Origin of the sequence: Streptomyces griseus, assembly GCF_900460065.1 — a bacterium.
In the GTDB taxonomy this organism is placed as follows: Bacteria; Actinomycetota; Actinomycetes; order Streptomycetales; family Streptomycetaceae; genus Streptomyces; species Streptomyces griseus.
Genome location: NZ_UAVD01000005.1, coordinates 119,678 through 142,500 on the forward strand (window position 1 = coordinate 119,678; position 22,823 = coordinate 142,500).

17 protein-coding genes and 1 rRNA gene (1 of these 18 cut by a window edge) are annotated in these 22,823 nt (G+C 72.4%); 13 read left to right on the forward strand and 5 right to left on the reverse strand.

What is annotated here, in order from left to right; translation table 11 throughout:
* Positions 1-66 precede the first annotated feature (66 nt).
* The 3 genes from DTB53_RS03030 to DTB53_RS03040 are packed head-to-tail and all read right to left on the reverse strand — an operon-like array spanning position 67 to position 2,874.
* A complete protein-coding gene (locus DTB53_RS03030; protein WP_075025206.1) occupies positions 67-1,407 on the reverse strand; it encodes a coenzyme F420-0:L-glutamate ligase in 1,341 nt (446 codons plus the stop codon).
* Positions 1,404-2,360, reverse strand: a complete 957-nt coding sequence (cofD, locus tag DTB53_RS03035) for a 2-phospho-L-lactate transferase (RefSeq protein ID WP_003968726.1) — start codon at positions 2,358-2,360, stop codon at positions 1,404-1,406. The genes DTB53_RS03030 and cofD overlap by 4 nt, the downstream gene beginning before the upstream one ends.
* Before the next feature lie 13 nt (positions 2,361-2,373).
* Positions 2,374-2,874, reverse strand: coding sequence for a cysteine dioxygenase (locus tag DTB53_RS03040; protein ID WP_003968727.1), 501 nt, complete (start codon positions 2,872-2,874; stop codon positions 2,374-2,376).
* Positions 2,875-3,583: 709 nt separating this feature from the next.
* Between DTB53_RS03040 and DTB53_RS03045 the strand changes: the two genes are divergently transcribed.
* The 3 genes from DTB53_RS03045 to DTB53_RS03055 all read left to right on the forward strand — a co-directional run bounded on the left by DTB53_RS03045 (position 3,584) and on the right by DTB53_RS03055 (position 10,016).
* Positions 3,584-3,847, forward strand: a complete 264-nt coding sequence (locus DTB53_RS03045) for a WhiB family transcriptional regulator (protein WP_003968728.1) — start codon at positions 3,584-3,586, stop codon at positions 3,845-3,847.
* A gap of 692 nt (positions 3,848-4,539) precedes the next feature.
* Positions 4,540-8,481: a glycosyltransferase gene (locus tag DTB53_RS03050; RefSeq protein WP_012380654.1), complete on the forward strand. Its 3,942-nt coding sequence runs from the start codon at positions 4,540-4,542 to the stop codon at positions 8,479-8,481.
* On the forward strand, positions 8,478-10,016 hold the full coding sequence (locus DTB53_RS03055) for a DUF5719 family protein (protein WP_012380655.1): 1,539 nt from the start codon (positions 8,478-8,480) through the stop codon (positions 10,014-10,016). Before DTB53_RS03050 ends, DTB53_RS03055 begins: the two co-directional genes overlap by 4 nt.
* Before the next feature lie 152 nt (positions 10,017-10,168).
* On the opposite strand, the gene DTB53_RS03060 is transcribed toward DTB53_RS03055, so the two are convergent.
* On the reverse strand, positions 10,169-10,597 hold the full coding sequence (locus tag DTB53_RS03060; RefSeq protein ID WP_075265990.1) for a metallopeptidase family protein: 429 nt from the start codon (positions 10,595-10,597) through the stop codon (positions 10,169-10,171).
* Positions 10,598-10,949: 352 nt separating this feature from the next.
* Between DTB53_RS03060 and DTB53_RS03065 the strand changes: the two genes are divergently transcribed.
* The 8 genes from DTB53_RS03065 to DTB53_RS03100 all read left to right on the forward strand — a co-directional run bounded on the left by DTB53_RS03065 (position 10,950) and on the right by DTB53_RS03100 (position 19,835).
* A complete protein-coding gene (locus DTB53_RS03065; protein WP_012380656.1) occupies positions 10,950-11,327 on the forward strand; it encodes a DUF3499 domain-containing protein in 378 nt (125 codons plus the stop codon).
* Positions 11,328-11,396: 69 nt separating this feature from the next.
* Entirely contained in the window at positions 11,397-12,764 is a 1,368-nt protein-coding gene (locus DTB53_RS03070; RefSeq protein WP_012380657.1) for a phosphomannomutase/phosphoglucomutase, read from the forward strand.
* A 282-nt stretch (positions 12,765-13,046) separates the two neighbouring features.
* Positions 13,047-13,229, forward strand: a complete 183-nt coding sequence (locus DTB53_RS03075; RefSeq protein WP_003968734.1) for a Trm112 family protein — start codon at positions 13,047-13,049, stop codon at positions 13,227-13,229.
* 176 nt (positions 13,230-13,405) lie between these two features.
* Entirely contained in the window at positions 13,406-14,542 is a 1,137-nt protein-coding gene (locus DTB53_RS03080) for an SIS domain-containing protein (RefSeq protein ID WP_012380658.1), read from the forward strand.
* Between the two features lie 463 nt (positions 14,543-15,005).
* Positions 15,006-16,181 carry a mannose-6-phosphate isomerase, class I gene (gene manA, locus DTB53_RS03085; RefSeq protein ID WP_003968736.1) on the forward strand — a complete coding sequence of 392 codons (1,176 nt, stop codon included), beginning with the start codon at positions 15,006-15,008 and terminating at the stop codon, positions 16,179-16,181.
* 86 nt (positions 16,182-16,267) lie between these two features.
* On the forward strand, positions 16,268-17,278 hold the full coding sequence (locus tag DTB53_RS03090; protein ID WP_012380659.1) for a cation diffusion facilitator family transporter: 1,011 nt from the start codon (positions 16,268-16,270) through the stop codon (positions 17,276-17,278).
* Between the two features lie 276 nt (positions 17,279-17,554).
* A complete protein-coding gene (gene ahcY / locus DTB53_RS03095; RefSeq protein WP_003968738.1) occupies positions 17,555-19,012 on the forward strand; it encodes an adenosylhomocysteinase in 1,458 nt (485 codons plus the stop codon).
* 175 nt (positions 19,013-19,187) lie between these two features.
* A complete protein-coding gene (locus DTB53_RS03100) occupies positions 19,188-19,835 on the forward strand; it encodes a hypothetical protein (RefSeq protein WP_012380660.1) in 648 nt (215 codons plus the stop codon).
* Positions 19,836-19,852: 17 nt separating this feature from the next.
* Here the strand turns inward: DTB53_RS03100 and DTB53_RS03105 are convergent, their stop codons facing one another.
* On the reverse strand, positions 19,853-20,767 hold the full coding sequence (locus DTB53_RS03105) for an RDD family protein (RefSeq protein ID WP_012380661.1): 915 nt from the start codon (positions 20,765-20,767) through the stop codon (positions 19,853-19,855).
* Between the two features lie 119 nt (positions 20,768-20,886).
* On the opposite strand from DTB53_RS03105, the gene DTB53_RS03110 reads away from it, so the two are divergent.
* Positions 20,887-21,894 (forward strand): stage II sporulation protein M, encoded by a 1,008-nt coding sequence (locus DTB53_RS03110; RefSeq protein ID WP_012380662.1) that lies wholly within the window; start codon positions 20,887-20,889, stop codon positions 21,892-21,894.
* A gap of 728 nt (positions 21,895-22,622) precedes the next feature.
* A 16S ribosomal RNA gene (locus DTB53_RS03120) occupies positions 22,623-22,823 on the forward strand; it runs 1,325 nt beyond the window's last position.

Here is a 22,823-nt window from a genome sequence, read left to right on the forward strand (position 1 = left end):
TCCAGGACGGCGCAGACACCCCGCCCGGGTCGGTCTCCCGGCCCGTCCGCGCGCCCCGCCCCCACCTCACCGCACGGTGAGAAACGCCTCCGCGTCCCGAGCGCCCCGCTCCCGCGGCGCCCCCGCCGGATGCCCGACAGCCACCGCCCCGAGCGGATCCCAGGACGACGGCAGGGACAGCACCTCCCGCACCACGGACCGGCAGAACATCGTCGAGGACACCCACGCCGACCCCAGCCGCTCACCCGCCAGCGCGACCAGGAAGTTCTGCACGCCGGCGCCCGCCGCGACGACGAACATCTCGCGCTCCGCGGCGTCGCGCCGCTCGTCCCCGTACGTGTGCGAGCCGTCCATCACCAGGCACGGCACCGCCAGATACGGCGCGTTGCGCAGGACGTCCCCGCGCCGCACCCGCTTGGCGATCGACTCCTCGCTCTTGCCGTCGCGCCGCAGGTCCTCGATCCACGCGTCGCGCATCGCGTCGAGCAGCCGGGTCCGCGACCCGGCGGACTCCAGCAGCACGAACCGCCACGGCGTCGTGTGATGAGGGGCCGGGGCGGTCACCGCGGCGGCCACGGCCCGCCGCACGGCACCGGGGTCCACCGGATCGTCGGTGAACTCGCGCACCGTACGCCGCAGCGTCACCGCTTCACGGATCGCCTCCGACGTCCCGAGGCGGAACATGTCGTCGGCCGCACTCCGTACGAGCGCACGCGCGCCCGGGGATTCCGCGTCGGCGGACACCGCGTGCGCCAGCCCCCGCACCACGGCGACCGGCAGCCCCTCCGCCTTGCCCTTGACCAGGTCCCCGGCCGAGGCCAGCTCGTCCGCCGTGGCCACGACCGTGGCGCTGAGCGGATTGCCGTACGCGTCCGTCCCGCCGCGCAGATCGTCCAGCACCCGCACTCCGGCCGCCCCGATCGCGACATCGGTCAGCCCGTTGCGCCAGGGCCGCCCGAACGTGTCCGTGACGACGACGCCCACCCGCACGCCGAGGGCGTCCCGCAGCCCGTCCCGGATGGCCCGGGCGGAGGCGTCCGAGTCCTCCGGCAGCAGCAGGACGGTCCCGGCCGGCGTGTTCGACGCGTCGACCCCGGCGGCGGCCATGACCAGACCCTGCCGGTTCTCCACGATGCGCAGCGGACCGCGCCGGGCCACGACCCGCACGGTCTCGGCGTCGATGGCGGCCTCGCGGTCGGCGGCCCGGACGACCCGGCCCTCGGCCTTGGAAACGATCTTCGAGGTGACGAGCAGGATGTCCCCGTCGACCAGTCCGGGCTCGGCCGCGGCGATCAGCTTGGCGAGATCGTCACCGGCCCGCACCTCGGGCATCCCGCCCACCGCCCAGACCCGGAAGGAGGGCGCACCGGAAGGAGCGGTCCCACCGCCACCAGCAGAACCGCTCACGCCCGGACCTCCTCGGCCAGCTCCAGCGCCTGCCGGGCCATCGCCGCGGTCGCGTCCACGTCCGTCATCATCAGCGGCACCGCCCGGCAGCGGATCCCCGCCGCCTCGACCTCCTCGACCGCGCCCGCGTCGACCGTGTCCACCAGCCACCCGTCCAGCAGCCCCGAACCGTAGTGCCGGGCCACGGCAGCGGCCGTCGACTCGACGCCCACCGCGGCGAGCACCTTGTCCGCCATACCCCGCACGGGCGCGTCCCCGACGATGGGGGAGAGGCCGACGACCGGCACCCCGGCCTCGGCGATGGCCTCCCTGATCCCGGGCACGGCGAGGATCGTGCCGATGGACACCACCGGGTTCGACGGCGGGAAGACGATCACATCGGCCGAGCCGATGGCCTCCAGCACCCCCGGAGCCGGCTTGGCCTGCTCCGCGCCGACCGGCACGATCGCCTGCGCCTCGACGGAGGCGCGCAGCTTCACCCAGTACTCCTGGAAGTGGATCGCCTTGCTCTCGCCGTCCGTCTCGACGGCGACATGCGTCTCGACCCGGTCGTCGGACATGGGGAGCAGCCGCACGCCCGGCTGCCACCGGGCGCAGAGCGCCTCGGTGACCGCGCTCAGCGGATAGCCCGCGCCGAGCATCTGCGTCCGGACGATGTGGGTCGCGAAGTCGCGGTCGCCGAGCCCGAACCACCCGGGGCCCACCCCGTACGCCGCGAGCTCCTCCTTGACCTGGAAGGTCTCGTCGGTCCGCCCCCAGCCCTGCTCCTCGTTGATGCCACCGCCGAGGGTGTACATCACGGTGTCGAGGTCGGGGCAGACCTTCAGCCCGAACAGATGGATGTCATCACCCGTGTTGCCGATCACCGTGATGTCCGCGTCGGGCGCGGCCTGCTTGAGGCCGCGAAGGAAGCGGGCACCGCCGATGCCACCGGCCAGAACAACAATGCGCATGCACAGCAGTTTGTCAGGCGGGTACGACGTCCACGGCCGTCGGGGCGCTTTGCGTGGCGTGCATCGGCATCTCGGTCAGACCCGGGTAGTAGACGTGCAGGCTGACCGCCGGTTCGAGCGAGTCGTTGACCACCTCGTGGACGTACCCCGGGCCGAAGGCACGCTGCGCCCCGGCGCCGAGCGACCGCGCCCCGCTCTCGGTGCGCTCGGTCAACCGGCCCTCCAGCACCGTCAGTACGCCGGCGGAGAGGCCGTGGTCGTGGAGCCCGCTGCCCTGGCCGGGCACCCAGCTGAGCAGCCACACCTCGTAGCCGGGGCCCTGGTGCAGGCGGTGGTACCAGCGGGAGGCGGAGTCGTACTGGACGATTCCGGCCCACTGCGCGCGGTCGGCCGCGATGGAGCGGGCGAGGCCGACGAACTCGGAGACGGTGGAGGGGTGCTCGCGGGCGGGCTGCAGGAGGTGCTGCACCTCAAGGATGTCGCCGGCGATCTGAAGGTCGCTGTCGCTGTTCATGGCTGCGGTGGTTCCTCGGCATGGGGGGTGCGCGTGCGGGGAGTCGCGGAGAGCGTCGGCAGCCCGGAAACGGGCCGCGGGAAGTGCGAGGCGTGGGGGAGGAGCGGGAGGAGACGAAGAGAGACGCTCGACCGGAGAGGCTGGATCAGAGCTGGAGCGCTAGGGCATCAACAGCTGTGACAGCTGGAACAGCAACAGCGGGCCTGGACAGCGCTACGGAACCCACGGATGTGGGTGACGTGCATGGCTGAGGTCGCTGGCATGGGATCAAGGAGACCGGTTCAGCCGTCCGCTGTCAACCCAATGCCCGATATGGGGGCAATGTTTCACCCCTTTCGGTTGTCGGGTTTGAAGAAAGGTTTATGCGCGCCAGGGCGGGACACGTGGCGCATCATCCGCGCCCTCAAACGCGGCTGACGCTCCGTGACCTGACTGTGATCTTGATCGCTTCAGTGATCGAATCGCAACACAAGGGAGCTTTCGCTCGTCTCTCCCGAGGAAGGGCGTGGGGTCGTGGGGCCAGTGGCATATGTCAGGTTTTTGCTGATTTGAACACTTTCTGCATACGCTTGGTTCCGCAGAGTGAATCCCTGGGCCAATAGCAGATCCTCGCTTGACTGGCCCGGAGCTACACACTTGTAATTTCACTCGTGTCGTTCAGCCGCAAACGGCTGCATCACGGGACGCAAGAGACAGACGAGGGGCGCACATGACCGAGCTGTTCCAGCAACTGCTGGTCGAGGACGCGGACGAGGAACTCGGCTGGCAGGAGCGCGCACTGTGCGCCCAGACCGATCCCGAGTCCTTCTTTCCCGAAAAGGGCGGATCCACCCGCGAGGCCAAGAAGGTCTGCCTCGCCTGCGAGGTGCGCTCGGAATGCCTTGAGTACGCCCTCTCCAACGACGAACGCTTCGGCATCTGGGGCGGGCTCTCCGAGCGGGAACGGCGACGCCTCAAGAAGGCCGCCATCTGACGCCCACCCCCGGCCGGCCGCGCCACAGGGCGCGTCGACCACCGCACCACCGCACCACCGCATCCGGAGAGACCCCGGGCGCATCCCGCACCACACCCGGACCGGACCCGCTCCCGGGCGCACCCCGAACCGCCCCGGACCGGACCCGCCCCCGGGCGCACCCCGAACACGCCCCACCGGAGCGGGCGCACCCCGGGTTTCCCCGCCGGGCCCCGGCGCACCCCTGGGCCCCCACCGGGCCCCGGCGCACCCCGAACGACCACGGGGCGCCGCCGCTCTCGCGAGCAGCCGCAGAGCGACCCGCACCCGACCGCACCCCCGCACACCCCACCCCCATTTCACCCCCACCCCCACCCCTCACTCCCGGTACTCCACTTCCCCCGCGCCCCGCGCCTCCGGCCGAGGCCGCGACGCCTGTCCGGCAGGCCCCGGCTCCTCCGGTTCCCCGGCAGGCCCCGGACCCGCTCGGCCACCCCCGACGGCCCGTCCGCCGCCCCCTTCCCCGGGGCTCGGCGGACGGGCCGTCAGCACGTCCGCGCCCGCCCCCTTCACCGGCTCCGACCCCCGCCACCTGTCCGTACCGTTAGTGTGGGGCCCCGTCCGAGACGCGCCAACGCCCCGACGGCGCGCGCGTGTACACCGATGCAGCCCCCGGGGACGCCCCCGGACCCGGCCGGAGGGCCCGTACCTCGATGTCCGTGCACAGCCACTCGGCGGCGCCGAACGCGGCCGCCGCCGCCCCAGAGTTCCCCCGGCACGTCGTCACCGCCGTGCTCGTCTCCCACGACGGCGCCCGCTGGCTGCCCGACGTGCTGGCCGGACTCCTCGGGCAGGAACGCCCCGTACAGAACGTCGTCGCCGCCGACACCGGCAGCGCCGACGACTCGGCCCGGCTGGTCACCGAGGCGCTCGGCGACGAACGCGTCCTGCACCTCGCACGCCGTACGAGCTTCGGCACCGCCGTCGACGAGGCGGCCCGCACGGCCGGAGTCCTGACCCCCGAGGACCTGCCGTACCTCAAGCGGCCCGGCGGCTGGGACCCGGCCACCCGCAGCTGGGTCGACGAGAACTACGACCTCCCCGAGCTCCCCCACGGCGAACCGGTCCAGTGGCTCTGGCTGCTGCACGACGACTGCGCGCCCGAGCCGGACGCGCTCGCCGAGATGCTGCGCGTCGTCGACACCGACAAGCACGCCACGATCGTCGGCCCCAAACTGCGCGGCTGGTACGACCGCAAGCAGCTCCTCGAAGTCGGCGTCTCCATCGCCAACAGCGGACGCCGCTGGACAGGGCTGGACCGCCGCGAGCAGGACCAGGGCCAGCACGACCAGGTCCGTACCGTCCTGTCCGTCTCCTCCGCCGGCATGCTCATCCGCCGCGACGTCTACGAGGAGCTCGGCGGCTTCGACCGCAGGCTCCCCCTGATGCGCGACGACGTCGACCTGTGCTGGCGCGCCCACCTGGCCGGCCACCGGGTCCTCGTCGCCCCGGACGCCGTCCTGCGGCACGCCGAGGCCTCCGCCCGCGAACGCCGCCCCATCGACTGCGCCGGCCGCTCCCTCGCCAGCCCGCACCGCGTCGACAAGGCGGGCGCGGTCTACACGATGCTCGTCAACGCCCGCGGCAAAGCCCTGCCCTGGGTCCTGCTCCGGCTCGTCGTCGGCACCCTCCTGCGCACCCTCGCCTACCTCGTCGGCAAGGTGCCGGGGCAGGCGCTCGACGAGGTCACCGGGCTGCTCGGCACCCTGCTGCGCCCCGGCCGCATCCTCGCCGCCCGCCGCGACCGCGGCAAGGGCGCCGTCGACGCCGCCGAGCTGCGCGCCCTGTTCCCGCCGCCGGGCGCGACCGTCCGGGCCACCGTCGACCAGGTCGCGGGCAACTTCGGCGGACGCAGCGACGCCGACTCGGGCGGGTCACGGCACGGAGCCGTCGAATCCGGGCCCGGCGGCGACGACGCCGACTTCCTCGAAGTCGACCAGTTCGCCCGCCTCAAGCGCATCGGCCGCAAACCGGGGCCCATCCTCTTCACCCTGCTCCTGGTCGTCTCCCTCATCGCCGGACGCAACCTCCTCAGCGGCGGCGTACTGGCGGGAGGCACCCTGCTGCCCGCCCCGGCCGAGGTCGGCGCGCTCTGGGGGCAGTACGCGGACGCCTGGCACACCGTCGGCACCGGCGGCACCCAGACCGCCCCGCCCTACCTCGCGCTGCTCGCCGCCCTGTCGGCCCTCTTCCTCGGCTCGACCGGCCTCGCCGTCAGCGTGCTGCTGGTCTGCTCGATCCCCCTGGCCGGGCTCACCGCCTACTTCGCCTCCCGTCCGCTGCTGCCCTCGCGGCTGCTGCGGGCCTGGGCGAGCGTCGCGTACGCCTTCCTGCCCGCCGCGACCGGCGCCCTGGCCACCGGCCGCCTCGGCACCGCCGTCCTCCTCGTCCTCCTCCCGCTGATCGCCCGCGCCGGAGTCGCCGCCCACGGGCTGCGCGCCGACAGCGCGGCCGGTGAGCGCGGCAGCTGGCGCGCCACCTGGGCGTACACGCTGCTGCTGACCGTCACCATGGCGTTCACCCCGATCGTCTGGCCGCTCGCCGTCGTCCTCGGGCTCGGCGTCCTCGCGCTGCGGCGCGGCGACATCACGGCGTACGGACTCCGCTTCGTCGCCGCCGTCGGCACCCCGGTGCTGGTCCTCGCCCCCTGGTCGCTCACCCTCCTGGCGAACCCGTCCGCGCTCCTGACCGAAGCGGGCCTGGACATCGGTACGGGAACGGCGTCGGGCCTCGACCTGCTCGGCATCAGCCCCGGCGGCCCCGGGGTGACGGGCGGCGTCCTGCTCCTCGGCATCGTGCTGGCGGCGCTCGCCGCCCTGCTGCGCGGGGAGCGGCAGTTCGCCGTCCGCACCGCCTGGGCGGCCGCGCTCGTCGGCTTCCTCTTCGCCGCCGTCGCCAACGGCTCCACCTGGGCCGGACCCGCCACCCTCGTCTACGGCGCCGCCCTGATCGCCGCCGCGCTGGTGGGCGCGGACGGGGCCCGCATCCGGGTCGCCGAGCAGAGCTTCGGCTGGCGCCAGCCCGTCGCCGCGCTGATCGCGCTGGCCGCCGGACTCGCCCCGGTCCTGGCCGCGTTCGGCTGGATGATCGGCGGCGCGGACGGACCCCTGGAGCGGCGCGACCCCGTCCAGGTGCCCGCCTTCGTGGCGGAGGAGAGCACCACCCGCGACCAGCCCCGCACCCTCGTCCTCGGCGGCAGCTCGCCCGGGTCCGTGGAGTACAGCCTGGTCCGCGGCTCGGGCGCCCGCCTCGGCGACGGCGAACTCACCGAGGCCGGCGGCAGCAACAGCCACCTCGACAAGGTCGTCGCCAACCTCGTCGCCGGCTCCGGCGCCGACCAGGGCGGCCAGCTCGGCGGCTTCGCCATCCGCTACGTCCTCGTCCGGGACGGAGCGCCGCGCGAGATGAGCCGGGTCCTCGACTCGACGCCCGGGCTCAGCCGACTCAGCCAGCTCGACGGCAGCGCCCTGTGGCGGGTGGACCGCCAGGTCGCCCGCATCATGATCACCCCGGCTTCCGGCGAGGGCGAGCACCTCCCGGTCGGCTCGGCCGCCGTGGAGGCCCACTCCGAGATCCCGTCCGGCGAAGAGGGCCGGGTGCTGCGGATCGCGGACGCCGCCGACCCGGGCTGGACGGCGACCCTGGACGGCAGGCCGCTGACCCGCAAGACGGTCGACGGCTGGGCCCAGGGCTTCGAACTGCCCGCGTCGGGCGGCCGCCTGGACGTCACTTTCGACGCCCCGATCACGCACACCGCGTGGATCTGGGCGCAGACCGGACTGCTCCTCGTCCTGGTGGTCATGGCCCTGCCGGGCCGCCGCAGGGAGATCGACGACGACCTGCCCGAGGAGGCGTCGCCCTCCGTCGCCGCCGAGCCGGTCGACGGAGAGGGCCGTCGCGCCCGCCGACTGCGCGCCGCGGCCCAGGCCGAGGCGGCGGACGAGGTCGGGAAGCCGGGCGAGCCGGGGACGCCGGAGAAGCCGGGGGGGCCCGGGGACGACGGTCACCCCGACGACCGCGATCCCGCGCACGCCCCGGACCCGGCCGCGGCCCCGGGGGAGTACATCCCCGCGCAGCAGTCCGCCGACCCGTACGCCGCGCATCCCCCGGCGCACGACCCGCAGGAAGCCACCGGCGGTTACGCGGCGGTCCCGCGGCAGCAGTACGGCGAGTACGCGCAGTGGGACGGCGGGCAGCAGCAGGGCGCCGACTACTACGCGACGTACCAGCCGGACCCGTACGCCCAGCAACAGCAACAGCAACAGCAACAGCAGCAGCAGGGCGCCGGCTACCAGGGCTACGAGACCCAGGCCCCGTACCCACAGCAGTACGGCGACCCGGGCACCTACAACGACCAGGGCGCCTACGCCGGGCAGGCCCCGTACGCCGACCAGGCGCCGTACACCGACCGGGGCGCGTACGACGAGTACGGCCAGTACGTCGGCGGGCCGTACCAGCAGCAGCCCTACACCGACCCCGCCCAGCAGTCCCGGCCCGACCGGCACCCCGCCGAGAACGGCGAACAGACCGACCCCCCGGCCCCGGGCCAGGCCCCGTGGCAGACCGGTAACGCATCGCGAGGCGATTCCGAGTGAAGTCCACCCACCTGTCCCTGATCGCGGGCGCGGCCGTCCTGGCCGCCATCACCGGCTTCGCCACGATCACCGCGCCCGGAGCCCCGGCGGACACCGGGACGAAGTCCGCCACGCTGCTGCCGGTCGAGCGCTCCAGCCTGGTCTGCCCGCGGCCCAGCGACTCCGACCTCGCGGAGACGCGGTACACCGCGTTCACCCCCGCCGGCGAGGGCGGCGACGCCGAGGGCACCGCCGAGCTGAAGCCGGCCCTGCCGGTCGTGGACGACGAGGACGAGACCGACCCCAAGAAGGTCAAGAAGGCCGAGGAGGCGGCGAAGAAGGCGAAGGAGAAGGCCGACAAGCCGGTCCTCGCCGTGAAGCAGCCCGGAACCCCGGTCGTCGCCGAGGCCGACGGATCCGACGCCCCGGCCCTCGTCGGCACGGCCACCGGCACACTCGCCCCCGGCTGGGTCGCCCAGCAGACCACCGAGGTCACCGTCGGCGGAGCCCGCGGGCTCCTCGGGGTCACCTGCACCGCCCCCGACACGGACTTCTGGTTCCCGGGCGCGAGCACCGCGAAGTCCCGCCAGGACTACCTCCACCTCACCAACCCCGAGGACTCCGCCGCCGTCGCCGACATCGAGCTGTACGGCCCCGAGGGCGCGCTCAAGTCGGAGGTCGGCGACGGCATCACCGTGCCCGCCCGCTCCAGCGTCGCCGTTCTGCTGTCCACCCTCACCGCCGAGGCGGTCGACCAGCTGACCGCCCATGTCACCACCCGCTCGGGCCGGATCGGCGCGGTCGTCCTGAGCGCCGACGACCAGGCCGGCAGCGACTGGATCACCGCGTCCGACGACCCCGACGGCACGCTCGTGCTCCCCGGCATCCCGGCCGATGCCACCTCCGTACAGCTGGTGGCGTTCGCACCGGGCGAGGACGACGCCGACGTGAAGATCCAGCTGCTGGGGAAGAACGCGGCCTTCTCCCCGGCCGGGAACGCCACCCTGCACATCAAGTCCTCCATGACGGCGGCCGTCGACCTCAAGGACGTCACCCGGGGCGAGCCGGGCTCCCTGCGGCTGAGCCCCGTCCAGAAGGGCCGGCCGACCCCGATCGTGGCCGCCCTGCGTGTGGTCCGCGGCAAGGGCGACAAGCAGGAGATCGCCTACATCCCGGCCACCGCACCCGTCGGCGCACGGGCGAGCGTCCCGGACAACCGGGCCGAGGGCTCCACGCTGTCCCTGACCGCGCCGGGCGCCGCGGCCGAGGTGAAGGTCACCGCGTCGGCGGGCAGCGGCGGCGGCGAACCGGCCGTGGAGACGTACACGGTCAAGGCCGGCACGACCCTCGCCGTCACCCCGAAGGCCCCGGAGGGCCTCAAGGGCGCCTACGCGCTGACCGTCGAGACGACCTCGGGCGGTCCGGTCCACGCGTCGCGCACCCTGGCGCGCACCGAGGGCGGCGTCCAGATGTTCACCGTGCAGACGCTCCCCGACGACCGGGGCACGGTCGAGGTCCCGTCGGCCCGGCAGGACCTCTCGGTCCTCGACGACTGAGGGCGAGCTGGCCGCCGAAGCCCGAGCGGCCCCCGAGGGCTCACCCCGGGGGCTGCTCGACGGGGCCCGCTCCGGAGAGCTGTCCGGCCGAGCCGCTCCAGAGGGCTGCACGCCGGGCCGCTCCGGTGGTCTGCTCCGGAGAGGGGCGGCCCTCAGTCCTGCCCGTACCGGGGGTCGACCGACTCGGGCGCCAGCCCCAGCAGCTCGGCCACCTGCTCGACGACGACCTCGTGCACGAGCAGGGCGCGCTCGTCGCGGCTCTTGGTGCGGATCTCCACGGGCCGCCGGTAGACGACGATCTGCGCGGGCCGCCCCTTCTCCGCGGACACGGCGCTGCCGAGCGGAACGACCTCCTCGGGAGTGCCGGGCACATCGAGGACGACGAAGTCGACCTCGGCCAGCTGGGGCCAGCGCCGCTCCAGCCGTTCCACCGAGTCCTGGACCAGATCACGGAAGGTCTCCCCCCGGCTGGCCGACAGCGGCACCTGCGGCGGGGCGACCGGCCCGCGCATACCGCGGCCATGACGATCACGACGCCGGGGCCGCGGCTCGAACGGGTGGGGAGGTACGGAGCTGTCCATCACCGACGCAGCGTAACGCTCCGGAGACCGGCGTGATCGGTGAGCCGACGCGGCCGACCGGGCCTTTCGGAGAGGAGCTCGTCCCGCCTCCGGATGTCCACAGTTGAACATTTCGGCCAAGGTTGAGCCCTTTTCAGGCCCGTAATCCGATCATCACCCCCGCGCCCGACGCCGTGATCCACCCCCGCCCACGACCGCCACGACCACCGCGCGGGCGCCGGACCCCCGCCGCGGCGCAGGTCAGGGTAGCCGCCCCGAACACCGCCGTGCCGCAGGTCACGGGGCGACACGGTGGGGTGACCCGAGGGGGAGTCGTCGCAGCCCGCTCAAGAGTGCGGTACCGTCCAACATCGTGAGCCCTGTACGTCGCTGTTCGCGCACCGCGTGCGGCCGCCCTGCCGTCGCGACACTGACGTACGTCTATGCCGATTCGACTGCGGTCCTCGGCCCGCTCGCCACCTACGCCGAGCCCCACTGTTACGACCTGTGCGCCGAACACAGTGAGCGGCTCACCGCGCCACGGGGCTGGGAAGTGGTGCGGCTCTCCGACGGCTCCGCACCCGCGCACCCCAGCGGCGACGACCTCGAAGCACTCGCCAACGCGGTCCGCGAAGCGGCACGCCCGCCCGACCGGGGCACGGACGCCGGGGGCCGGGGACCACGCGCCGCCGACTCGGTGGAAGTGGCCCGCCGGGGCCACCTGAGAGTGCTGCGCTCACCGGACTCCTGAGGCCGACGCCTGGGGCTCTGCCCGGCCGGGTAGTTTGGGCGCTCCGCAAAGACCCCAGGAGGACCGGCCGTGGTTGCTGATCTGTCGCAGCTCGTCAAGGCGTACGACGTGCGCGGAGTGGTGCCCGACCAGTGGGACGCGTCGCTGGCCGAACTCTTCGGAGCCGCGTTCGTCCAGGTCACCGCCGCCGACGCGATCGTGATCGGCCACGACATGCGCCCCACGTCACCGGAGCTCGCCGGCGCGTTCGCCCGCGGCGCGGCGGCCCGGGGCGCGGACGTCACGCTCATCGGCCTCTGCTCCACGGACCAGCTGTACTACGCGTCGGGGGCCCTCGGCCTCCCCGGGGCGATGTTCACGGCCTCGCACAACCCGGCGCGGTACAACGGCATCAAGATGTGCCGGGCGGGCGCCGCCCCGGTCGGCCAGGACACCGGCCTCGCCGAGATCCGCACCCTGGTCGAGCAGTGGTCGGACGGCGCCCCGCAGCCCGCGCCCGCCACCGCCCCCGGCACGATCACCGAACGCGACACCCTCACCGACTACGCCGCACACCTCCTCGGCCTCGTCGACCTGACCGCGATCCGCCCCCTGAAGGTCGTGGTCGACGCGGGCAACGGCATGGGCGGCCACACGGTCCCCACCGTCTTCGGAGGCCTCCCGCTCGACCTCGTACCGATGTACTTCGAGCTGGACGGCACCTTCCCCAACCACGAGGCCAACCCCCTCGACCCGAAGAACATCGTCGACCTCCAGGCCCGCGTCCTCGCCGAGGGCGCCGACCTCGGCCTCGCCTTCGACGGCGACGCGGACCGCTGCTTCGTCGTCGACGAGCGGGGCGCGGGCGTCTCCCCCTCCGCGATCACGGCCCTGGTCGCCGCCCGCGAGCTGGCCCGCAACGGCGGCGAGGGCATCGTCATCCACAACCTGATCACCTCCTCCTCCGTCCCCGAGGTGGTCCGCGAGAACGGCGGCACCCCGGTCCGCACCCGCGTCGGCCACTCCTTCATCAAGACGGAGATGGCGGAGCACGGTGCGATCTTCGGCGGCGAGCACTCGGCGCACTACTACTTCCGCGACTTCTGGAACGCCGACACGGGCATGCTCGCCGCCCTCCACGTACTCGCCGCACTCGGCGGCCAGCAGAAGCCGCTCTCCGAACTGGTCGCCGAGTACGACCGGTACAGCGGCTCCGGCGAGATCAACTCCACCGTCGCCGACCAGACCGCCAGCCTGACCACCATCAGGAAGGTCTACGGAGCCCGCGACGGCATCACCTTCGACGACCTGGACGGCCTCACCGTCACGGCCGCCGACTGGTGGTTCAACCTCCGCGCCTCGAACACGGAACCGCTCCTGCGCCTGAACGTCGAGGCGAAGGACGAGAAGACGATGGCGGCCGTACGGGACGAGGTCCTGGGCCTGATCCGGGGGTGACCCGGCCCTTTCGGGCTTCTTCCCGCCGGACCGGGCTTCTTCCCGCCCCTCCGGCGTTCGAGGAGCGGGGTCCGGGGCGGAGCCCCGGTCACGGGAAGGGGCGGGCAGGGGAGAAGCCCGCCGCGGGCGCCGCCCCCACGCCGGGTCCCCCGCCCACCCGGACCCCACGCCATCCCCCGTTTACTCCCCCCGGGCCAGGCCGCGCCCCCTCCACCCCGGCGGTAGGCTGACGACGCCTGATCCACGCGGATCGGGACTCGCATGCTCGAAGGGACTCACCCCATGGCGCTCGAAGCCGGCCTCCTGGAGATCCTGGCCTGCCCGGCCTGCCACTCCCCGCTCGACGACCGCTCGGCTGCCGACAGCCCCGAGCTGGTCTGCACGGGCGACGACTGCGGCCTGGCCTACCCGGTCCGGGACGGCATCCCGGTCCTCCTCGTCGACGAGGCGCGCCGCCCCGCCTGACCGCGAGCGACCACGCGTACGGGCAGGACGACGCGGACCACACGGGGCGGCCCCGGCAGCGCACGACGGCCGGGCCCGACCGGGGTCGGCCGCACCGTTCCCCGCCGCGCCCGCTCCGGAGGCCCGGCCCCGCAGCCGCAGCCCCCACCCCACCCGGTGATCGGAGGCCCACCGATATGCTCGACGAGTCACTGCTCGACGCCCCGGAAGCCCTGGCCCGAGCCGACCGCCGCGATCTGCTGCGCGGCGCCGCCGAGGCGGGCGCCCGGGTCCGTACCGCCGCCCGGCACGCCGCCGAGGCCGGCATCGGCGGCCTGACCCCGGAGGGCCGGCCGCGAGCCGTCCTCGTGGCGGGCCCCGGCACCGCCGCCTCCGGGGTCGCCGACCTGATCGGCGCACTGGCGGGCGCCGCCGCACCCGTCGTGCGCATCCACCCCACGGGGGTGGCCGCGGCCCCCGGCGCCCTCCGCTGGGCGCTGCCCGGCTGGGCCGGATCCGTGGACCTGCTCCTCATCGCGACCGCCGACGGCTCCGAACCGGGCCTCGCCCTGCTCGCCGAGCAGGCCTACCGCCGCGGCTGCACCGTCGTCGCCGTCGCCCCCACCCGCTCACCGCTGCGCGAGGCGGTCGACGGGGTGCACGGCCTGGTCGTCCCGATGGCCGCCGCCCCGCACGGCGAGTACGACGCGGAGACCTCCGCCGCCGGGCCCGGCACGCTGTGGGCCCTGCTCACCCCCCTGCTGGCGCTCCTCGACCGGGTCGGCCTGGTGACCGCGACCCCCGAGGACCTGCAAAAGGCGGCGGACCGCCTGGACAGCACCGCGGAACGCTGCGGCCCGGCCGTCGCCACCTACAGCAACCCGGCCAAGACACTCGCCGCCGAGCTCGCCGACAGCCTGCCGCTGCTGTGGACGGAGGGCGACGCAGCGGGTCCGGTGGGACGCCGCTTCGCCGCCGTACTGTCCGAGCTGGCCGGCCGCCCCGCCCTGGCCGCGGAACTACCCGAGGCGCTGCCCTCGCACGGCACGCTCCTCGCCGGTGACTTCGCGGCGGGCGCGGACCCCGACGACTTCTTCCGCGACCGGGTCGACGAGGGCGAGACGCTGAGGGCCCGGGTCGTCCTGCTCCGGGACCGCCCGACGGGAGGCCTCAGCGCCTACCCGGCGGCCCGGGAGCTGGCCCTCGGCCACGACACTCCCGTGAGCGAGCTGGAGCCGGAGGAGGGCAGCGCACTGGAGGCCGTGGCCGAGCTGCTCGCGATCACCGACTTCACGGCGGTGTACCTGTCCCTGGCCTCGGCGCCCCAACCCTGACGGAAACACCCGAGAACACCACGCACGAGGACCGCGGCCCCGGGGCTCCGGAGCCCGGGGAACCTCCCCGAGGAAACATGGGGAGCCGACGGAGACCCGGGGACCGGAGGCCCGGGAACGCGGGAGCCCGGAGACCCGGGAACGCGGGCAGCCCACGCACCCGGGGAAGCCCACGAGAGCAGGAAGTCCAGGAACCACCACGAAAGCCGGGAACCCAGGAAAGCCGGGAACCCAGGAAAGCCCGGAAGCCAGGAAAGCCGGGAAGCCCGGGACCCAGGAAAGCCGGGAAGCCCGGAAGGCCGGGAACCCAGGAAGGCCGGGAACCCAGGAAGCCCGGGGCCCACCCCTTCCCCTCCCGGGGACCGCGTCACCCCCCGGCCACCCCCGCGACGCCAGAGCCTCACGTAACACTGGTACCCCTGGTGCCACACTCACCCGTTCCGCCCCACCCGAGGACGACTCCATGGACCGGCTGTCGAACACCGTGCGCCCCTACGCCTGGGGGTCCACCACGGCCATTCCCGCCCTGCTCGGCATCGCGCCCACCGGCGAACCGCAGGCCGAGATGTGGATGGGGGCCCACCCCGGAGCACCCTCGCGCATCACCCGCGCCACCGCGTCCGGCGATGCGGAACTGACCCTCACCGAGGCCGTCGACGCCGACCCGGAAGGGGAACTCGGCGCGCCCACGGTCGCCCGGTTCGGCCCCCGCCTCCCCTTCCTCCTGAAGCTTCTCGCCGCCGGCGCCCCCCTCTCCGTCCAGGTCCACCCGGATCTGGACCAGGCCCGCGAGGGCTACGCCGACGAGGAGGCCCGGGGCATCCCGATCGACGCCCCGCACCGCACGTACAAGGACGCCAACCACAAACCCGAACTCATCTGCGCCCTCACCCCCTTCGACGGGCTGTGCGGCTTCCGCGTCCCCAATGAGGCGGCGGACGCGATGGAGGCGCTGGGAGTCGACTCCCTCAAGCCGTACGTGGACCTCCTGCGCGCCCACCCCGAGGAGGCGGCCCTCCGCGAGGTGCTCACGGCCATCCTCGGCGCGGACCCGGCGGAGATGGCCGACACCGTGGCGGAGACGGCCGCCGCAGCCGAGCGCCTCGGCGGCCCCCACGCCCCGTACGCCCGCATCGCCCACCACTTCCCCGGCGACCCCGGGGTACTGGCCGCGATGCTGCTGAACCACGTACAACTCCAGCCCGGTGAGGCCCTGTTCCTCGGCGCGGGCGTCCCCCACGCCTATCTCGACGGCCTCGGCGTCGAGATCATGGCCAACTCCGACAACGTGCTGCGCTGCGGCCTGACCCCCAAGCACATCGACGTCCCCGAACTCCTGCGCGTCGTACGGTTCGAGGCCACCGAGCCCGGCGTGCTGCGCCCGGAGGCGGCCCCGTCCGGCGAGGAGCTCTACGAGACCCCCGCCGACGAGTTCGCCCTGTCCCGCTACACCCTCGCGTCCGGCGCGGCCCCCACCGACCTGACCGCCCCCACCCCCCAGATCCTGCTCTGCACGGCGGGCACGGTCACGGTCGGCGAAATCGCCCTGGGGCCGGGGGAGTCGGCATACGTCCCGGCCGACGAGCGTGTCGAGGCAACGGGACCGGGCACACTCTTCCGGGCCACCGTGGCGGCCTGACCCACGGCCGTCCGGGCGGCTGCAACAATGTGCCGCCTCACCGCGACGGCACACGCCGCGCACCGACGAAGGGACACCACGCACTCATGAGCGCGTCAGGCGGAACCAAGGCGATCGTGGCGGCACTCGCCGCCAATCTCTCGATCGCCGTGGCCAAATTCGTAGCGTTCCTCTTCAGTGGTTCCTCGTCGATGCTCGCGGAGAGCGTCCACTCGCTCGCCGACTCGGGCAACCAGGGACTCCTGCTGCTCGGCGGCAAGAGGGCGAAGCGCGAAGCCACCCCGCAACACCCCTTCGGCTACGGGCGCGAACGCTACATCTACGCCTTCCTCGTCTCCATCGTCCTCTTCTCGGTCGGCGGCATGTTCGCGGTCTACGAGGGCTACGAGAAGATCAAGCACCCGCACGAGATCGAGGCCTGGTACTGGCCGGTCGGGGTTCTGGTCTTCGCGATCATCGCGGAGATCTTCTCCTTCCGTACGGCGATCAAGGAGTCCAACCAGACGCGCGGCGACCGCACCTGGACCGAGTTCGTCCGCCGCTCCAAGGCGCCCGAGCTCCCGGTCGTCCTCCTGGAGGACCTCGGCGCGCTCATCGGTCTGATCCTGGCGCTCGCGGGCGTCGGCCTCGCCCTCGGCACCGGCAACGGCGTCTGGGACGGCATCGGCACCCTCTGCATCGGCATCCTGCTGATCCTCATCGCGATCGTCCTGGCCGTCGAGACCAAGTCGCTCCTGCTCGGCGAGTCCGCCGGCCTCGAGGACGTCGAGAAGATCAAGGCTGCCGTCGTGGACGGCGAGACCGTCACCCGCATCATCCACATGCGCACCCTCCACCTCGGCCCCGAGGAACTGCTGGTCGCCGCCAAGATCGCGGTCCGGCACGACGAGACCGCGGCCGAGGTCGCCGCCGCCATCAACGCCGCCGAGAACCGCATCCGGGAGGCGTGCCCGATCGCCCGGGTCATCTACCTGGAACCGGACATCTACAACGCGCTGGCCGCGGCGACCGGAACCAACCCCGGCAAGGACACCGAGGCACCGGCGACTGCAGGCGGGACGGGCGAGGGCCCGGCCTCGAAGGAATCCGGCCACTGACCCACCGCACACCGGCCCCGATCGGCCCGGTGACCCCTCACACACGCCCCTCTCCACGAACGGGCTGGGGCTCACTGGGCCGTTCGGTGTAGATTCGGATACGGATAACAGACGTCGCTGCTGATGGCGGTCGACCGGCTGGCGGGAGCGAGCCGGGCGAGGGACAGAGGGCCTCCGACGGACTGCGCTGCGAACGTCCGGGCATTCGTATGCCCCGCCGACCGCAGAGTCAGCCCAGAAAGCCCACCCTCGACCCATCACGAGGAGCAGCCCGTTATGACGACGGCCACCAACCGCCAGGACTTCAAGGTCGCCGACCTCTCCCTCGCCCCCTTCGGGCGCAAGGAGATCACGCTCGCCGAGCACGAGATGCCCGGCCTGATGTCGATCCGCAAGGAGTTCGCCGCCGCCCAGCCGCTGGCCGGCGCCCGGATCACCGGTTCGCTGCACATGACCGTGCAGACCGCCGTGCTCATCGAGACCCTCGTCGCCCTCGGCGCCGAGGTCCGCTGGGCCTCCTGCAACATCTTCTCCACCCAGGACCACGCCGCCGCGGCCATCGCGGTCGGCCCGAACGGCACTCCGGAAGCCCCCGCGGGCGTCCCGGTCTTCGCCTGGAAGGGCGAGACGCTTGAGGAGTACTGGTGGTGCACGGAGCAGGCGTTGACCTGGCCGAACACCCCCACCGGCGGCCCGAACATGATCCTGGACGACGGTGGCGACGCCACCCTCCTCGTCCACAAGGGCGTCGAGTTCGAGAAGGCCGGCGCCGCCCCGGACCCGTCGACCGCGGACAGCGAGGAGTACGCCCACATCCTCACCCTGCTGAACCGCACCCTCGGCGAGGCCCCGCAGAAGTGGACCCAGCTCGCGTCCGAGATCCGCGGTGTCACCGAGGAGACGACGACGGGCGTGCACCGCCTGTACGAGATGCACCGTGACGGTTCCCTCCTGTTCCCCGCGATCAACGTGAACGACGCGGTGACCAAGTCGAAGTTCGACAACAAGTACGGCTGCCGCCACTCCCTCATCGACGGCATCAACCGCGCCACCGACGTCCTGATCGGCGGCAAGACCGCCGTCGTCTTCGGCTACGGCGACGTGGGCAAGGGCTGCGCGGAGTCCCTGCGCGGCCAGGGCGCCCGGGTGATCATCACGGAGATCGACCCGATCTGCGCGCTGCAGGCGGCGATGGACGGCTACCAGGTCGCCACGCTGGACGACGTCGTGGAGCAGGCGGACATCTTCGTCACCACGACGGGCAACAAGGACATCATCATGGCCAAGGACATGGCCCGGATGAAGCACCAGGCGATCGTCGGGAACATCGGCCACTTCGACAACGAGATCGACATGGCCGGCCTCGCGAAGATCGACGGCATCGTCAAGGACGAGGTCAAGCCCCAGGTCCACACCTGGACCTTCCCCGACGGCAAGGTCCTCATCGTCCTGTCCGAGGGCCGCCTCCTCAACCTGGGCAACGCCACCGGACACCCGTCCTTCGTGATGTCCAACAGCTTCGCGGACCAGACCCTCGCGCAGATCGAGCTGTTCACGAAGCCCGAGGACTACCCGACCGACGTGTACGTGCTGCCCAAGCACCTGGACGAGAAGGTCGCCCGGCTCCACCTCGACGCCCTGGGCGTCAAGCTCACGACCCTGCGCCCCGAGCAGGCCGCGTACATCGGTGTCGAGGTGGAGGGCCCGTACAAGCCCGACCACTACCGCTACTGATCCCACCGCGAGCCGCTGACGCGGCCCCCGCGCTGTCCGGGAAGACGGCTTTCCCGGACACCGGGCGGCGACAGAGCCCGTAGCAGCAGATCGGAACCGCAGGCCCCCGCACCCCCGTGCCGGGGGCCTGCGCCCGTCACCGCCCCCGCACGACCCGAGGAACCCGAAGGACCCCATGCCCCGCGGCAGGTATTCGCTCCACGACCTTCACGATCACACCCCCCTCGGCGAAGAACACTTCCACTGCGCCCCGGGACCCTCCGGCTGGCGCTACGTCTCCCAGACCACATCCCCCACCGGAGACCACCTCGGCTCCGTCGACCTCGCCCTGGACGAGCTGGGCCGGCCCATCCGCCTCGAACTCCACGCCGCGAGCTGGCAGGTGCGGGGAGCCGCCCTGGAAGGCGTCACCTGGGTCCGGACCGATCCGACCGGGCGCCACGCCACCGAAGGCAACGTCCGCGCCCACACCTTCGCCGCCATGTCCCCCGCGTTCCTCATCGCGACCACCCGACTCCTGCGCCTCACCCCCGCTTCCCCCGCGACCCGCGTCCGCGTGGTCACCTTCACGGACCCGGTGCTCGCACCCAGGACGGTCGACCAGTCCTGGGCCCTGGTGAACAGTGAAGCGCACCCCACTGACAACGGCCCCTTGATCGTGGACGAATACCGGGTCAGCGCCCTGGACACCGGGGAGCAGCACGCGATCCACATCGCCGGTGACGTGGTCCTCGCGGCACCCGGCATCGAGCTCGAACACCTGGACACGCCCCCCTCACCCCGCGAGGGCGAAACCCGGGCCGACCAGGACCTGCCGTCCTGACAGAGGCCGGACAACCCTCAGCCGGGCGGGGCGAACCCGCCCGAAGGGGCACTCCCGCGCCGCCGCTCGTGACCACCGGCGGCACCCCCCACGCCCCCCGACCCGGCAGACGCACCCGATCCGACGGGCCCGGGGAGCCCGGGGGCCACGGGCCAGGACGGAGGGGGCCCCTCGACCCGCGGGCCGGCGAACACGCGCCGCGCGTCCCGCGTCTGCCGCTCATGAACCACCGCGGCCAGGAACGCGGCCGCGGGAACACCCTGCGGCGCGGCGGCCCCCGTCCGGGCGACCAGCTCACCGGCCAGCCGTTCCGCGATCGAGCGCCCCACACCGGGATCCAGCTGCCGCATCCGTGTGAGGTACTGCCGTATCCCGAGCCAGAGTTCGTCGGGCACGGCCGACAGATCCAGCTGCGCGAACCGGCCGACCAGCCAGGGCGGGGGAGGCGGCACGGAGACGGACCGGCCCGTGGCCGCGACCCGTTCCCGGATCACCAGCGTCCCGGCGAACACGTCACCGATCCGGCGGCCCCGCGCCGACACCAGGGACGCGATCGAGGCCAGGGCGCCGAAGGTCATGAGGATCTCGACGAGCGCCATGGCCCCCCGTACGAGCGCGTGCCGGAACCGGATCGGTCCGCCGTCGTCCCGCACCACACGCAGCCCGCACGCGAGCTTTCCCAGAGACCGGCCATGAGTCAGCGTCTCCACCGCGACCGGCCCACCGATCAGGACCAGCAGGAAAGAAGCGACCCCGATCGCCGCGACCGCCGCCTCGTCCAACGTGGCGGAAGCGATGCCCAGTACCACCGATATCAGGATGAAGACGACGAACGTCACCGCTAGATCGATCGCCGAGGCCAGCGCCCGGCTCGGCAACCGTGCGGGCCTCAACCCCAGAACGACCGCGTCCCCGGTCACCAGCTCACTCATCGGGCCCCACCCTTCGCCGACCTTCTCTGCCCCAGCCGGGCACAGTCTGCCAAGCTGACCGCCAGCGCGCCGCAGTAGTACGGACCCGTACGCACCCATGCCTGGAGCAACAGACGCCCATGGACCTCGACGTCTTCGTCACCGCCCACCGCACGGAGTGGGACCGCCTCGAACACCTCCTGCGCCGGGGGCGCCGTCTCACCGGCGCGGAAGCCGACGAACTCGTCGTCCTCTACCAGCGCACGGCGACCCATCTCTCCCTGGTCCAGTCGAGCAGCCCCGATCCCCTCCTCACGGGACGTCTCACCCAGCTCGTGGCCCGCGCCCGGTCGACGGTGACCGGCACCCGGAAGGCGTCCTGGCGGGACGCCGCCCGGTTCCTCACCGCGGGTTTCCCCGCCGCGGTCTACCGCTCGCGTCACTGGTGGATCCCCACGGCGGTGCTCTCGACGCTGGTGGCGGCGCTGCTGGGCTGGTGGATCGGCACCCACCCCGACGTTCAGGCCGCGATCGCCGCACCGGAGGACCTCCGCGCGATGACCCGGCCGGGAGGGGAGTACGAGACCTACTACTCCAGCCACCCCGCGGCCTCGTTCGCGGCACAGGTGTGGACGAACAACGCACAGGCCGCGGCGCTGTGTCTGATCCTCGGGGCGTTCCTCGGTATACCCGTGCTCTGGATCCTCTTCCTCAACATGCTCAACCTCGGCGTCGGCATAGGCCTCATGTCCTCCGCGGGCCGTCTCGACGTCTTCCTCGGCCTGGTGCTTCCCCACGGCCTGCTCGAACTGACCGCGGTGTTCGTCGCCGCCGGCACAGGACTGCGCCTCGGCTGGACCGTGATCGATCCCGGCCCCCTGTCACGCAGGACCGCCCTGGCTCAGCGGGGCCGCGCCGCTCTGGGCATGGCCATCGGTCTGGCGCTGGTCCTGTTCGTCTCCGGACTCATCGAGGGCTTCGTGACCCCGTCCGGTCTCCCGACCTGGGCCCGGATCGCCATCGGCATCGCCGCTGAGCTGCTCTTTCTCGCGTATGTCTACATCCTCGGCGGCCGTGCGGCCCGCGCCGGCGACACAGGGGACCTCGCGGCGGTCGAACGCAGCGCCGAACTCCCCACCGCGGCCTGACAGCCGATGTGCTTTCACCCGGGCTGACCTGCTAGTGTCCTCCTCGCCCACAAAACCCGTTGACACGGTGGATGTGGGGAGGTAGATTTGAACGGTTGCCTCGGACTGGACAAGTTCGAGATGAGCGCGTAGCTTCTATCCCGCTCGTGCAGGAGTGTTCGTCAACTCCGCCGAGCCGAATGATTCTCCTTTATCGACTCTGTCGGGTTGTTCTTTGACTCCGCTGGTTTCTGATAAAGTCGGATCCGCCGAAAGGCAAGGCCTTCCGCAGGCCACCAGAAATCACCTTCGGACCGGAAACGGAACGAAAAAGAGTCTGGTAAAGTCGGACTCGCCGGAAAGGGAAAACGCGAAAGCGAAGAACCTGGAAAGCGAAACTGCACGGCCCGCTTCGACCGGGAATCGGACACAAAAGAGTCTGATAGAGTCGGAAACGCAAGACAGCGAAACAGAGCAGTACCGAAGGGAAGCGCCCGGAGGGACCCGGTGAAACGGGACCGAAGGAAGCGTCCGTTCCTTGAGAACTCAACAGCGTGCCAAAAGTCAACGCCAGATATGTTGATACCCCGGCCTGCTTCGGCAGGTTGGTGGTTCCTTTGAAAGTCCTGTCGTTCCGCCCCGTTGTGGGTGGCGGCAGGCAATACACAGCGAGGACGCTGTGAACAACGGGTCTTATTCCGACCGGTTGTTCCGCTCTCGTGATGTGTGCACCCGATTACGGGTAAACATTCACGGAGAGTTTGATCCTGGCTCAGGACGAACGCTGGCGGCGTGCTTAACACATGCAAGTCGAACGATGAAGCCTTTCGGGGTGGATTAGTGGCGAACGGGTGAGTAACACGTGGGCAATCTGCCCTTCACTCTGGGACAAGCCCTGGAAACGGGGTCTAATACCGGATAACACTCTGTCCCGCATGGGACGGGGTTAA